Annotated in this window: 12 protein-coding genes; 3 read left to right on the top strand and 9 right to left on the bottom strand. The window is 64.1% G+C overall.

Going from position 1 to position 13,050, the window contains the following annotated elements:
• Positions 1-16: 16 nt before the first annotated feature.
• From ACVWWJ_RS14455 to ACVWWJ_RS14425, 7 genes are all read right to left on the bottom strand, one after another.
• Positions 17-403 carry an ester cyclase gene (locus ACVWWJ_RS14455; protein ID WP_456968425.1) on the bottom strand — a complete coding sequence of 129 codons (387 nt, stop codon included), beginning with the start codon at positions 401-403 and terminating at the stop codon, positions 17-19.
• Positions 404-415: 12 nt separating this feature from the next.
• Positions 416-1,132 carry a PIG-L deacetylase family protein gene (locus ACVWWJ_RS14450; protein WP_456968424.1) on the bottom strand — a complete coding sequence of 239 codons (717 nt, stop codon included), beginning with the start codon at positions 1,130-1,132 and terminating at the stop codon, positions 416-418.
• Between the two features lie 27 nt (positions 1,133-1,159).
• Entirely contained in the window at positions 1,160-2,599 is a 1,440-nt protein-coding gene (locus ACVWWJ_RS14445) for a carbohydrate porin (protein ID WP_159893411.1), read from the bottom strand.
• Positions 2,600-2,670: 71 nt separating this feature from the next.
• Complete coding sequence (dctA, locus tag ACVWWJ_RS14440) at positions 2,671-3,981, bottom strand: C4-dicarboxylate transporter DctA (protein ID WP_456968423.1); 1,311 nt, start codon at positions 3,979-3,981, stop codon at positions 2,671-2,673.
• Positions 3,981-4,895, bottom strand: a complete 915-nt coding sequence (locus ACVWWJ_RS14435; protein ID WP_456968422.1) for a PhnD/SsuA/transferrin family substrate-binding protein — start codon at positions 4,893-4,895, stop codon at positions 3,981-3,983. The genes dctA and ACVWWJ_RS14435 overlap by 1 nt, the downstream gene beginning before the upstream one ends.
• Positions 4,888-5,751, bottom strand: a complete 864-nt coding sequence (locus tag ACVWWJ_RS14430; protein WP_456968421.1) for an amidohydrolase family protein — start codon at positions 5,749-5,751, stop codon at positions 4,888-4,890. Before ACVWWJ_RS14430 ends, ACVWWJ_RS14435 begins: the two co-directional genes overlap by 8 nt.
• A gap of 52 nt (positions 5,752-5,803) precedes the next feature.
• Complete coding sequence (locus tag ACVWWJ_RS14425) at positions 5,804-6,475, bottom strand: 4-carboxy-4-hydroxy-2-oxoadipate aldolase/oxaloacetate decarboxylase (RefSeq protein ID WP_456969716.1); 672 nt, start codon at positions 6,473-6,475, stop codon at positions 5,804-5,806.
• 103 nt (positions 6,476-6,578) lie between these two features.
• Here ACVWWJ_RS14425 and ACVWWJ_RS14420 point away from each other — a divergent pair, with 103 nt between their 5' ends.
• Positions 6,579-7,796 (top strand): LysR family transcriptional regulator, encoded by a 1,218-nt coding sequence (locus ACVWWJ_RS14420; RefSeq protein WP_456968420.1) that lies wholly within the window; start codon positions 6,579-6,581, stop codon positions 7,794-7,796.
• Between the two features lie 16 nt (positions 7,797-7,812).
• On the opposite strand, the gene ACVWWJ_RS14415 is transcribed toward ACVWWJ_RS14420, so the two are convergent.
• The gene (locus tag ACVWWJ_RS14415) at positions 7,813-9,237 is read right to left on the bottom strand and encodes a chloride channel protein (RefSeq protein WP_456968419.1); all 1,425 of its coding nucleotides are present in this window, start codon (positions 9,235-9,237) and stop codon (positions 7,813-7,815) included.
• A gap of 51 nt (positions 9,238-9,288) precedes the next feature.
• Positions 9,289-9,957: a TetR/AcrR family transcriptional regulator gene (locus tag ACVWWJ_RS14410; RefSeq protein WP_456968418.1), complete on the bottom strand. Its 669-nt coding sequence runs from the start codon at positions 9,955-9,957 to the stop codon at positions 9,289-9,291.
• Between the two features lie 62 nt (positions 9,958-10,019).
• Here ACVWWJ_RS14410 and ACVWWJ_RS14405 point away from each other — a divergent pair, with 62 nt between their 5' ends.
• Positions 10,020-11,153 (top strand): FAD-dependent oxidoreductase, encoded by a 1,134-nt coding sequence (locus ACVWWJ_RS14405; protein WP_456968417.1) that lies wholly within the window; start codon positions 10,020-10,022, stop codon positions 11,151-11,153.
• A gap of 114 nt (positions 11,154-11,267) precedes the next feature.
• Positions 11,268-12,917: a phosphoethanolamine transferase gene (locus ACVWWJ_RS14400; protein WP_456968416.1), complete on the top strand. Its 1,650-nt coding sequence runs from the start codon at positions 11,268-11,270 to the stop codon at positions 12,915-12,917.
• Positions 12,918-13,050: the final 133 nt, after the last annotated feature.

Raw genomic sequence — 13,050 nt, 5'->3', positions numbered from 1 at the left:
AACACACTTTTTATCGTCAGGTCAACTGCGCTTCAACAGCGGCTTTGTCGATGATCGACCAGACCTTGCAGACACGCCCCTGGTCGAATTCGTAGAACACATTTTCGGTGAAAGAAATCCGTCGGCCATTGACCGGTACGCCTAGGAACACGCCTATGGGTGTGCAATCGAAGGCGAGGCTTGCGGCGACGAGCGGCGGCTCGCATGCCAGCAATTGGATGTCGAATCGAAGATCGGGAATTTCCCGATAGTCGCGCTCTAACATGTCGCGGTAGCCCGTGAGGCCGATGGTCTTCCCGTTGTACTCGACGTCGTCACCCACGAAGTCGCCCAGGTTCGTCCAGTCTTGCGCGTTCAGGCAAGCGATGTAAGCGCGATACAGGTCTGCAAGGTCTGTGCTCATGCGTCGATGCTATTACAACGCAGCTACCACCGCCGGGAACACCGACTCATAGGCCTCGCCATAGGTCATCGGCGTTCCGGAATTGCGGCCGCCCTGGACGCCGCGCTGCAGCGCGACGCGTGTGTAGTACTCCCACAGGTGTTCCTGGCCCTGCATGCATTCGATGGCAGCACGCTTCTTGTCCCATGCATCGGTGATGTTGAGGATGGTGTCGGGCTTCCAGTCGCACTGCTCGGGCTGGTGTGGTTCGAAGAGGTAAACCTGGGGTGCGCCGATCACGGGCGTTTCAGGATCATGGCCATGCGCCTGGGCGACGATGCGCGCCTCCTGGGCGAACGCGCTCACCGCGACATGGTCGGCGTTGTAGGGGTCCTTGCGCGAATGCGTCATCACCCAGCTGGGTCGGACGGCGCGGTAGAGGTCGGCGAGCCGGAACAGCGAATCGTTGTCCAGCGTGATGGGATAGTCGCCAAGATTCCAGAACTGGATGTCGGCGACACCGAGGTGTTTCGCGGCGTTCTCGGCTTCCACCTGACGCTCCGCTTTCACCCGGTCCAGCGTCATGCCGGGCTTGCGCCAGAGCTTGGCGGATTCGCCGCGCTCACCGTAGGACAGGCAGACAACGGTAATGTCCCAGCCTGCCGCAGCGTGCAGGGCGATCGCGCCACCGGCGCGCCAGACGAAGTCGGCCGAGTGTGCGCTGACGACCAGGGCGGTTTTCTTGCTCATGAGGGTGTCCATGCGTAGGGAAGGGGATCAGTCGCCGCCGGCGGTCTTGTCGAAGCCAAGCATGTAGCCCAGGTCCATCTTCAGGCTGACGCCATAGACGAACATGTTCTTCGGGAAGATGGCGGTATTGGTGATGCTCGAGTTGTCGGGGTGCACGATGTACTGCAGGCTCGGCATGACTTCGAGACCGCGCGCCAGGCGCAAGCCGTAGGTCAGCTCGTAAGCCGTCTGGTGCGCGGCATTGGTTCCGTGGCCGCCGGCTTTCTTGCGCGCATCGCGGAGGAATTCGCGCTCGCGCGGGGTCAGCTCGAACTCGGAGATGGAGAAGTTGAACGTGTCAGTCGGGCGACTGGCGAACGGTGCCGTCCATACGAAGCCCGCATAGACCTGCTGTCGCATGATCTCCGCTTCATCCAGCTGCTGCACGATGCCGCCGAAAACGTTGAAGCTCTGCGTGCTGGCATCGTTCGGCCGCCAGATGACACGGTCGCCCATGATGTACACGCCGTCACGGCTGCTGTTGATCGTGCGTGCCGTACCACCGAACAGTGCCTTCGAACGGCCCGCCGTGTTGAAGTACGGATCCGTCAGGGGTGCCGTGCTCACGAACGCACCGACCTTCAGCTCAAACGGGAAGCGTGTGGTCGTCGGATCGGTTTTCTGCCAGGCCCATTCCACAGGGACTGTGACGCCGGTGGCGCTGCCGACCGAGAAATCCAGGCCGTTGCTTGCCGATGTCGTGGGATTGACCTCGAAGACGCCGGTTTCGATGTACGTGTGCGGCGTGGGACGTGCCTTGATGTTCAGGCCCCACGTCGCCGACGGAAGCAGGCTGAAGCCGGCCTCGGACACCAGGATGCGCGGCTCGCCGCAGGTGTCGGCTGACTCGAACTGGCAGTTGGTGACGAGGTGCCCGTAATAGGTCGTCGTACCCAGGCGGCCGGCCGTGATGTCGAGCTTGTCGTCGAGCAGCTTCTGCTCATACGCGAACAGGCCAAGATGCCAGCGATAGAACTCGTTTTTGTAGATGTACTGCTGCTTGGTGAACGTGCCGGTCACGTACTTGTTGAGGCTCTCGCCGTAGTCGCGGTACACGGTGAAGTGGAACGATCCCCCACTCAGCCCGATCATCTTGTCCAGGTCGAAATCGGCGCCGATGTTGAACTGGCCGACGTTACTGTGGCCCTGGTAGATGCCGCCCGTGGTGTTGTTGGCGTACTGGTCGATGAGGGCGCTACGCAGCTTGATGCCCTTGTCCCTCAAGGCGGTGCCCACGTCCGCGAACGGCCCCTTCGAGCCTTCCTTCGGCGTCACGGCCCTTCCTGCGGAGCCCGGCTCGGTGGTATCCGGAGCCGACGACGCCGAGGCGGGCGACATCGAGGGTACGTTCTGTGCCCGTGACATGGACGGCGCGATGGCGGTGGCCAGGCTACATAAGGCGGTAGCGATGTAAGCGTTGCGATTCATTTGGACAATCCCTCCCCGATCGCGGAGCCGGAGGGACTTCGCGAGGCATGTACTACGGACGATGTGATGGATCAGGCGGGCTGGTAGCCCGTATCCAGTTGCTGCTTGAGCGTTGCGTGGTCGACGGCTTTCTCCCACTTACCGACGACCACGGTGGCGACGCAGTTACCTGCAATGTTGGTGAAGACGAACATCGCCGAAAGAATGCGGTGGATGCCGAGAATCAGGGCGATGCTGTTCACGGGGATCGTCTTGGTGGCAGCCAGCGTCAGTGTCAGCACGGCGATCGCCGAGCCCGACACGCCGGCGCCGCCCTTCGAAGTAAGTAGCAGGATGGCGAGCAGACCCAGTTGTTGCTCCCAGCCCAGCGCCGTACCCGTGGCCTGGGCGAGGAAGACCGCGACGGCGGCGAAGTACAGGCAGGTACCGTCGTGATTGAAGCTGTACGCGGTGGGCAGGACCATGCCGACCACCGACTCGTTGACCCCGAGTTTCGTGAGCTTGGCGGTGAGCTGGGGAAAGACGCTCTCCGACGAACTCGTGCCGAGCACAAGCACGAGTTCTTCGCGGAAGTAGCGCATCAGCTTGAGCAGGTTGAAGCCGGCGTAGGCGGATATCGGCGCAAGCACGAGTCCGAAGAACAGCACGCATGTGAGGAGAAATTCGAGAATCAACGCGCCCAGCGGTAGCAGGGTCGACAGGCCGAACTGAGCAACCGTGAACGCAATCGCTCCGAAGGCTGCGATCGGCGCGATCTTCATCACGATGCGAATGATCCAGAACAACGCGGACTGCACTGTATCGACCACGTTGAGCACGGGCTGCGCTTTCTCGCCAAGCGACGCCAGTCCACAGGCGAACAATACCGAGAACACGAGGATCTGCAGGATGTCGCCCTTGGCGAACGCATCGAGGGCGGAGTTCGGCACCAGGTTCACGAGGAAGTCGCCCGCGCCTTTCGGCACCGTAGCGGGCCCGTCCCTGGCGGCCGTCACGCCGGTGTGCAGCATGGCCGGATCGATATGCATGCCCACACCGGGCTTGAGCAGATTGATCGTGACCAGTCCGAGCACCAAAGCGATGCTGGTAACCACTTCGAAGTACACCATGGCCTTGATGGCGATGCGCGCCACCTTGCCCAGGTCGCGCACGCTGGCGATGCCATGGGTGACGGTGCAGAAGATGATCAGCCCGACCACCATCTGGATGAGGCGGATGAAGATGTCGCCGAGCGGCTTCATCTGCTTGCCGATGTCCGGCGCCAGTGCGCCCAGCAGGACGCCCAGGACCATGCCCGTCACGACCTGGAACGTGAGGTCCTGGTAAAACGGGCGCCGCACTCCGGGCGGCGCGGGCACGGTATTGACGGTGAGCTTGCTCATTACCTGGACGATTCCACGTGGCGACTCCCGGCAAGTATGGCCTCCGCCGGGCCGAAGACCTCGTCGATGCCCAGGCGGCGGGGCAGCAGCCCCTGTTCGACACACGCCTCGATGACGTATTCGACTGGTCCGCGCAGGGTCTCGAGGCCAAAAGCATAGGGCGAGGGCGTGCCGGCTGTGGCAGCGAGCCCGGCATGGGATTCGACCAGAAGGCGGTACGCCTTACGCACCGCCCCGGGGGCCGCGTGGCAGGCGGCGTTGCTTACCGCGACCATGTGGTTGATCGGGACGAAGCCGTGCTGGTCGTACCAGCGCTTGTCCCTGACCGCGGCATCAGCGATCACCGGAACGAATTCATCGTCCTTGGGCAGGTCGTTGCCCAGGATCGCCGCGTCGATCACGCCCTGGCGAAGCAGGTCGACCAGGCTGCGATCGTCCTCGGCGTGTTCGACAAATCGCGGGTCGACGTATTCCTGGACATGGGCCGCATCACGCGTGAGCCAGCGCATGGCATCGGTGGCGAGACCATAGTCTTCGGTAAGGTGAGCGCGTACCCACATGCCCGTGGTCTGGGTGTATGCGCGCACGCCGATGCGTTTGCCTGCGAGGTCTCCTGGCGTGTGGATGCCGTTTTCCCGGCGCGTGATGAGGCAGCCGCGCTGGAAGCGCGATGCCACGACCGCGGGAAGCAGCATGATCGGACGGCCCAATGCGACAGCCTGGAGGCCGGTGACAATCGCCAGTTCGGCCATGTCGAAGGCCTGGTCACGCACCATCGGGGCGAAAGCCTTGTGCACCGGCGACACGTCGACGAAGTCGAAGGTGACATCCGGGCTGCTCAGCGCGCCGCTCTTCAGCGGCGCCGACAAGGGCGACGTGGCCAGTACCGTACGCAGGAGGCTCGACTCAGCCATGCTTGCCGGTCTCCGACAGGGCGGGATAGATCGTCGCCGCGGTGCCACTGAAGATCATCGCCTGGTCGCCGGTCGAGAGACTGGACACGGCCTCGCGGGCCGTGGCGACAAGCGCGGGGAGCGCGCCTTCGGCGGCGGGGAAGTTGGAGCCCCAGGCGATGCGTCCCGCCCCATAGGATTCCATCAGGCGGGCCAGGAACGACTGCGGCGTCGACTTGCCGGCGGTTGCCGAGGCGAGCGTGCGGTTGGTGAGCTTGAGGTACACGCCCGGAAACGCCGCCATGTCGAAGAGCGCCGAGGATGCGGCGAACGGCGCGCCGTCGGAAAGGTCCGGCCGCGCGCAGTGATCGAGCAGCACGCGGACTCGGGGGAAGCGCTCCAGCAGCGCACGCAGGGCAGGGAGACCTTCCATCGTCATCTGCAGACAGACCGGGATGCCCTGTTTCTCGGCATGGGCCCAGGCGGCGAAGGAGTCCCTGTGACCGAGCCAGTCCGACTGCCCGGGCATGGTGCTGCCGGTGGTGAACAGGCGGAATCCGGAGAGGCCTTGCGCCTGCCAGTAATCGATGCGTTCGACGGCATCGGGCGCGAGGGCGTCGATCGAGTAGACGCCGATGAAGCGTGATGGGTTGGCGCGCACGGTCTCGACGACATAGCGATTGTCGTGACCGTAGACCGTGGACGCCTGTACGACGACGGCCCGGGCGATGCCTGCTTCGTCGATCGCCTTGAGCAGGCCCGCCGCGTCGACGGGGCGCTTCTGCGACCAATCGGACTGGTGCCCACCAATGGGATCGGTGGGATAGATAGCGGCGTCCGGTGAAATGACGTGAGTGTGCGTGTCGAAAATGGTCATGAGGTTCTTATGTTTGCCGGGCAGGGGACGTGGGGCAGCATGGGTTTCGTATTCAGCGGTAAACGAGGCCTTTCGCCGCCAGGCGTTCGCGCATGGCGTAGATGTCCAGGCCGAGTTCGCCCGCCCTCAGCCGGTCGCGCACCTGCGCCTCGCGGGCATCGCGCTCCAGGCTCTTCGCAAGCACTTCGCTGGCTTCTTCATGGCGGACCACGCATACGCCGTCGTCGTCGGCCACGATGACGTCGCCGGGTCGTACATAGTCGTTGCCACAGACGATCGGCAGGTTCACCGAGCCCAGGGTTTCCTTCACCGTGCCCTGCGCCGAAATCGCTTTCGACCAAACGGGGAAACCCATGGCGGTCAGGTCGCGAACGTCGCGGACACCGGCATCGATGACCAGGCCACGACAGCCCCTGGCCACGGCGGAGGTGGCGAGCAGATCACCGAAGTAACCGTCGTTGCACTCGCTCGTGGGTGCCACGACGAGGATGTCACCATCCTGCAGCTGCTCGATCGCCACGTGCAGCATCCAGTTGTCGCCTGGCGGCACGGACACCGTGATTGCCGAGCCAGCGATCCGGGCACCGGCATAAATCGGTCGAAGATGCGGCGCCAGCAGGCCTTTGCGGCCCTGCGCCTCGTGGACGGTGGCCACGCCGAGCGCCGCCAACGCTTCGAGAAGATCGCGGTCAGGTCTCTGGAGTTTGGTATTGACTGTCGGCATGCCCGTTTTCGGTAGCTTCTGATGGATCAACGGTGCGCGCTGGGTAGGCATTCTGCCAAATTCGTTTTATGATCGAGATATAAGTAAATGCGATTGATTGCTCGTGAGCGAGATATTCCAACTCAACCTGAGACACCTTGACGCACTGCTGGTCACCGGCCGCTCTGGCAGCATGAGTGCGGCTGCACGCGAGGTAAGCCTTTCCCAGCCCGCGCTTGCGCAGGCTGTTGCGAAGATGGAGAGGGTGCTGGGCGAGCGCCTTTTCGACCGCCAGCCAGGCGGTGTCTCGCCGACCCTTGCAGGGCAAACAATGATGCTTCGGATCGATCGTGCACTGCACTACCTGGCGCACGGGGGGCGCCTGGTAAGAAGGTCCGCGCGCCTCTCGCCGCTGCCGCATATCGAACGGCGCGTCACGATGGTGCAGCTACGCGCGCTGATCGCCGTGGAAGGCAACAGTAGCTACGTGCAGGCGTCCGAGCTTACGGGTCTGTCGCAGCCGGCGGTACACAGGGCCGTCCGAGAATTGCAGGACATCCTCGGGACGGATCTGTTCGTGCGTGTCGGCCGCATCGTGCGACCGACGGACGTCGCCAGCCGCTTCGTGCGCTTTGCCCGCCTCATGCTGTCCGAGCTGCGTGCGGGTCTGGAGGAAATTCGCGCGATGAACACGGACGACGGCGGCCGCGTCACCGTCGGTATCCTGCCCAGTGCACGCGCGATTTTCTTCTCCGACCTGCTCGCAAGGTTCACCACGGCGCATGTGTCCGCGGCGGTGAAGGTGGTCGAGGCACCGTACCGCGACCTGCTTGCCGGTCTTCGCCAGGGCGATCTGGACCTGATCATCGGCGCCCGTCGCGATCCATCGCCGAGCCGCGATGTCGTACAGGAAGAGCTGTTCGACGATGATCCGGTGGTCGTCGCCCGCGCGGACCATCCGCTGCGCGATAAACGCGAGCTGGAGCTATCGGACCTGTTGGGGTACCCGTGGGTTGTCTCGGCCCCCGGCATCCCGCTACGCAACAAGTGGGAACAGATATTTACCAGCCGCGGTGTCGAACCTCCCAGGCTGCGCATTGAATGCGGTTCGGTGCTGGTCACGCGCGGGCTGCTGCTGCAGGGTGACTGGCTCACGCTGGTGTCGCGGGATCAGTTCCTCTTCGAATACCGCGCCGGGACGTTGACCGAGATCGGCAACCTCGGCGCGGAACTGCGCCGGCGTATCGCGTTGACGCGTCGGCGCGACTGGATGCCTACGCCGCTGCAGGCGGACTTTGTCGCACTGACACATGCGCTGGCGAAGGAGCGCGACGAGCACTGAGGCCCGTCGTCGCCTATCAAGACACCGGGTGTGGTGCCTTGTGCTCGGCGACGAGGTCGGTCGGCACGTGCACACCGCGTCGCGCAATTTTCTCCGTCATGATCGTGTGCTGCATCATCAGGCCCGATACGAGGTAGGCGGCCACACTCGCAGCGAGCAACGGTAGCAGCGCGTGCGGTTGCAAGGTTGTCTCGAAGACGAAGACAGCCGCCGTCAGCATGGCGCGCGAGGCGCTCGCGAACAGGGCAGCCATGCCGACCAGCGCGGCCATGCGTGGATCCACCTGCGTGATCGGCCAGTGCGCGAGAGCGACACCGAGCAGGCCGCCCAGCGCACCGCCGATAGTAAACAGCGGGGCAAGCGTGCCGCCGGATGTGCCGCTGCCCAGGGCGATCGACCACGACAGCAGCTTTGCGAAGGCGAGGATCGCCAGCGCGCCAACGGTGAGGTGGCCGCCGATGACGGCGACGATATTCTCGTAGCCCACGCCGAGCGTCGAGGGGACCAGATAACCCACGATGCCTACGGCCAGACCACCGATGGCCGGCCACCACATCCAATGGATTGGAAGCTTTTCGAACGCGTCTTCCAGACCGTAAACCAGCCGCGTAACCACTACGCCAGCCACGCCGAACGCCAGGCCAAGGGCGGTATAGAACGCAAGTGCGACGAACGACGCGGGCCCGAGATTGAGCATGGGAAACACGGGACCGGGACCGTCCAGCGCGAAGCGGACGGCGGCTCCCGTCGCCGCAGCCATGGCCACCGGCACAAGCGAGCGCGCGCGTCGCTCGAACAGCAGCAGTTCAATGCTCAGGAGCACCGCTGCCAGCGGCGCCGCGAAGATGGCGGCCATGCCTGCAGCTGCACCGGCCGCCAGCAAAGTCTTGCGTTCGTCGGCGGTTACGGGAATGAGCTGTCCCACGTAGGACCCCAGTGCGCCGCCCGTCGCGATGATCGGACCTTCCGCACCGAACGGACCGCCGGTGCCGATCGCTACTGCGGACGACAAGGGCTTCAGCCAGATCATCCGTGCGGCGATACGACTCTCATTCGTGAGCACCTGCTCCATCGCCTCGGGAATGCCGTGCCCGCGGATGGCCCGCGAACCCCAGCGCGCCATGAGACCAACGACGAGCCCGCCCAGTACCGGAATGACGATCACCCATGCGCCGCGGTGGCTGCTCGCAGGACTCACCCATGCAGTGCTCCACTGACCGAAGAAGGCCAGTTGCGTGACCAGCGCGATGAGACGCGTCAGGCCGTAAGCGATGGATGCGACAACAGCTGCAAGCAACATTGCCAGCAACGTCAGCGCTACCAGCCGCCGGCGAATGCGCGGAAGGCGGCTGGGCATATGCGCTTGCGCAAGCGCAGGGTCCAACGCAGGGGCGAGCGGAAGCGCCGCCCGGTCATGGGGCGGATGGAGAAGGTCATTCATGAGGGCAGGGGCCGACAGCGAGGTCCGGCGAAAGGCTACGCGGATTGGCGCTCAGTAGCTGGCTGGCAGATGAATGCCCCGTAGGATCAGGTCAATGCCTGCGAGATAGTCCGCGCGGTCGTCGTGTCCGCGCAGGCTTCCGGAAATGCTGCGTGCGAAGGGATATTCATCCGGATCGAGCTCAGACCACGCGGTCGCCACCGAATCCAGAAGCTCGGCTCGATCGATGTTTCCTGCGTGGGCGAATTGCGTGTTCGCGGCATGCTGTCCGCCCACGCCGAGGATGTAATTCAGCAAGGCGGAAACGGTCGACCACTCCTGATCCGACGGTACGCCGATAGCTCGCAATTGCTGTCCCAGACGCTCGAGCAGGCGTATCACCGGCTGCTGGCCCGGCGCATGCGTTAGCGCCGAACCCACCCATGGATGTGCATCGATCGCATCGAACATGCCCAGTGCGATGGCGCGGATGGATGCCTCGGGCGAGGCGTCGGCGAGGGGCAGCTTCATGGCGCGGGCGACGATCGCGTCGCAGGCGGCGGTGAGCAGTTCGCTCTTGTTCTCGATGTGCCAATAGATCGCGCCCGGTCCCGTGGCGAGTCTGAGCGACAGCGCGCGGAAGGTCAGCCCGCTTTCGCCGGCTTCGTCGAGCAGGGCGATGGAGGTTTCGATGATTCGCTCGCGCGAGAGGGATTCCCTGGCCATGCGCCATGTTGACATAACTGGAACGCCGTTCCAAGATAATGGAATGCCGTTCCAGCGGCCTGGCTCGAGGAATCCGCATGAACATTCCGATCGCGATCGTCGGTGCCGGCCTTGGCGGCCTGACCCTGGCGCGCGTTTTACATGTCAACGGCATCGCGGCGACCGTATTCGAAGCCGAGAGCTCTGCAACCGCGCGCGGCCAGGGCGGCATGCTCGATATTCACGAGGAAAACGGACAGGTCGCACTCAGGGCCGCCGGCCTGTTCGACGAATTCCTTGCGCTCGTTCATGCGGGTGCGCAGGCCGTCCGGGTATTCGACAAGGAGGGCAACCTCCTGTTCGACCAGCCCGACGACGGGCAGGGTGGGCGACCCGAAGTGCCGCGGGGCGAGCTGCGCCGCATCCTGATGGAATCTCTTCCGGCGGGGACGATTCGCTGGGGGCACAAGCTTGCCGATGTGTCGGTCATCGGCGAGGGCTGCCATGAACTGACTTTTGCCGACGGCTCGAAAGTGACGACCGATCTGCTCATCGGTGCCGATGGCGCATGGTCGAAAGTCCGGCCGCTGCTTTCCGACGCGAGGCCGGTTTACGTGGGTCCCGCGTTCATCGAGACCTATCTGCATGAGGCGGATGTCCGCCACGCAGCAAGCGCCCAGGCAGTCGGTGGGGGCTCTTTCTTCGCCCTGGCGCCGTCAAAGGGAATCATGGCGCACCGTGAGCCTGATGGCGTTATTCATACCTACGTCGCGTTGAACAAGCCGGAGTCGTGGTTGGGTGGTATCGACTTCGCAGACCGAGCCCAGGCATTGGGCGTCGTTGCGAAGGAGTTCGACGGTTGGGCGCCAGCTCTGACAACTCTCATTACCGGTAGTGACACCACGCCGGTGCCCCGCGCCATCCATGCGCTGCCCGATGAACACCGCTGGGAACGGTTACCTGGGGTAACGCTGCTCGGCGACGCTGCACACCTGATGATGCCTTCCGGCGAGGGCGCCAACCTTGCCATGTGTGATGGTGCTGAGTTGGGCACGGCACTCGCCGCGCACCCCGGCGATGTCGAAGCCGCGCTCAGGGCGTACGAGGAAGCCATGTTTTCCCGTAGCGCGTTTGCAGCGAGCGAGGCGGCGGCCCTGAGTGAACTCCTTTTCGGCGATAACGCACCCGCGGGCTTGGTGGCTGCGTTCGGTGGGGACGCAAGGCCGGCTTAGTGCTGGCTTAGCTCGGGTGATATCCGCCGCCAGCCGTTTGAGCCGTCGACGGGCCTGCTGTAGATTTCACGGCTTCTAGGGCCCGCGATTGTGTCGGGCCGGACAGGACGCTGGATGATCATTCAAGACCGCTCGGCCACCCGCCGTGCGAAATGGGCGTTGCCGGCCTGGGCGCTGGGCGCCCTCGTCGCGCTCTACATCCTTGTCGTGCTCAATCGCACGCTCTGGACCGAAGTGCATCAGGCCCTCGAGGGATCGCGGGGCCTTGCTGGATTCTGGGCCCTGAGTGTGACCGTTTATTGTCGGCTGGTCGGTAACCTCGTCCTGACCATTGCCCTGGTGATGTGGCCGCGCATCGGCAAGTTCTTGCTGGCTTTGTTGATACTCGTATCGGCCGCCAGTGCGTACTACGCGCAGACGTTCGGTGCACGGCTTAACGAGGAGATCATCCAGAGCATCTTCGAAACGACGCGCGCCGAGGCGGCCGCGTTGATCACGACGGCCTCCGTCGGCTGGATTGCGCTGTTCGGCATCCTGCCGGCCGTCCTCGTCCTGCTCACGCCGGTTCGCTTCATGCCGAGATGGCAAAGCCTTCGCTGGCGTATCGGCATCGTGCTCGGGGCGGCGTTCCTGCTGCTCGTGCCGCCGTTGCTCACCGGTCGCAACTACGTCTACTTCGAACGTAACCACCGCCCGATGTACGAGGTGTTCAATCCGTACGCGGCACTCAGCGGCACGTTCCACTATCTTCAGCGGGATGTCTTCCGTAAGAAGGCGACGATGACGCCGATCGGTACCGATGCCACGCTGGCACCGAATGCCGTCATGGCGGCGCGCAAGCGGGTGGTCGTGTTCGTGGTGGGCGAGACAGCGCGGGCGGAGAATCAGTCGCTACAGGGTTACGCACGGGAAACGAATCCCGAGATGAAGCGTGCCGGCGCTATCTATTTCAGCGATGCGTGGTCGTGCGGCACGGCGACGACGGTGTCGGTGCCGTGCATGTTCTCGAACATGACCCGCGAGAAGTTCGACAAGCCTGTGGCCAAGGCCCACTGGAATGCGCTGGACGTGCTGCAGCATGCCGGGGTGGACGTGTACTGGCGTGACAACGACGAAGGCTGCAAGGACGTCTGCCTGCGCGTGCCCAACGACGACCTCACCGCTGCAAAAGTCGACGGCCTGTGCGACGCCAACGGCTGCCAGGATGACGTCCTCATCGCCGACCTGCCGGAACGCCTGGCAAAGATGCGCTCGCCGGCGCTGCTCGTCCTGCACATCAAGGGCAGCCACGGTCCGGCGTATTTCCAGCGTTACCCAGCGGCATTCAACGTGTTCAAGCCGGGCTGCGATACCGCTGAGGTGCAGACCTGCACCTATGCCCAGGCCGTGGCGAGCTACGACAACACGATCCTCTACACCGACCACATCCTTGGCGAGGTAGTCGACGCGCTCAAGGCGGATCCCGAGGTCGACAGCGCCATGATGTACCTCTCCGACCATGGCGAGTCGCTGGGCGAAAACGACATCTATCTGCACGGCGCCGACTGGGACAAGGCACCTTCCCAGCAGAAGCACATCCCGATGCTGCTGTGGCTTTCGCCCGGCTGGGTGCGTGACGCGGGCGTCCGTCTGGATTGCATGGCGCAGCGGCGCACCCAGCCGGCCAGCCAGGACAACGTCTTCCATACGTTGCTGGGCTTCTTCGATACGCGCACGACGGTGTACGAGCCGAAGCTGGATCTGCTGGCGGGTTGCCGGGGCTGAGGCCACAAAAGAGGCCTCGCGGGCTCGGCTGCGCCATCGCTCTCTACACTTGGGCGTCTCGCGGGGAGACCTTGGTGTCCACCCTCGCTGCTCAGACAGTCCTCCGCGTTTCGTGCCGAAAGGCCGCTAACGC

The organism is Luteibacter sp. HA06 (assembly GCF_054061215.1).
Note: the sequence above shows the minus strand (reverse complement) of the source record. Positions and strands in the feature narration are given on the sequence as shown.

Coding starts and splice junctions, on each gene's coding strand:
- ACVWWJ_RS14450 (WP_456968424.1), bottom strand. CDS start 1,132: ATGAGCAAGAAAACCGCCCTGGTCGTCAGCGCACACTCGGCCGACTTC.
- ACVWWJ_RS14455 (WP_456968425.1), bottom strand. CDS start 403: ATGAGCACAGACCTTGCAGACCTGTATCGCGCTTACATCGCTTGCCTG.
- ACVWWJ_RS14410 (WP_456968418.1), bottom strand. CDS start 9,957: ATGTCAACATGGCGCATGGCCAGGGAATCCCTCTCGCGCGAGCGAATC.
- ACVWWJ_RS14415 (WP_456968419.1), bottom strand. CDS start 9,237: ATGAATGACCTTCTCCATCCGCCCCATGACCGGGCGGCGCTTCCGCTC.
- ACVWWJ_RS14405 (WP_456968417.1), top strand. CDS start 10,020: ATGAACATTCCGATCGCGATCGTCGGTGCCGGCCTTGGCGGCCTGACC.
- ACVWWJ_RS14425 (WP_456969716.1), bottom strand. CDS start 6,475: ATGCCGACAGTCAATACCAAACTCCAGAGACCTGACCGCGATCTTCTC.
- ACVWWJ_RS14435 (WP_456968422.1), bottom strand. CDS start 4,895: ATGGCTGAGTCGAGCCTCCTGCGTACGGTACTGGCCACGTCGCCCTTG.
- dctA (WP_456968423.1), bottom strand. CDS start 3,981: ATGAGCAAGCTCACCGTCAATACCGTGCCCGCGCCGCCCGGAGTGCGG.
- ACVWWJ_RS14400 (WP_456968416.1), top strand. CDS start 11,268: ATGATCATTCAAGACCGCTCGGCCACCCGCCGTGCGAAATGGGCGTTG.
- ACVWWJ_RS14445 (WP_159893411.1), bottom strand. CDS start 2,599: ATGAATCGCAACGCTTACATCGCTACCGCCTTATGTAGCCTGGCCACC.
- ACVWWJ_RS14430 (WP_456968421.1), bottom strand. CDS start 5,751: ATGACCATTTTCGACACGCACACTCACGTCATTTCACCGGACGCCGCT.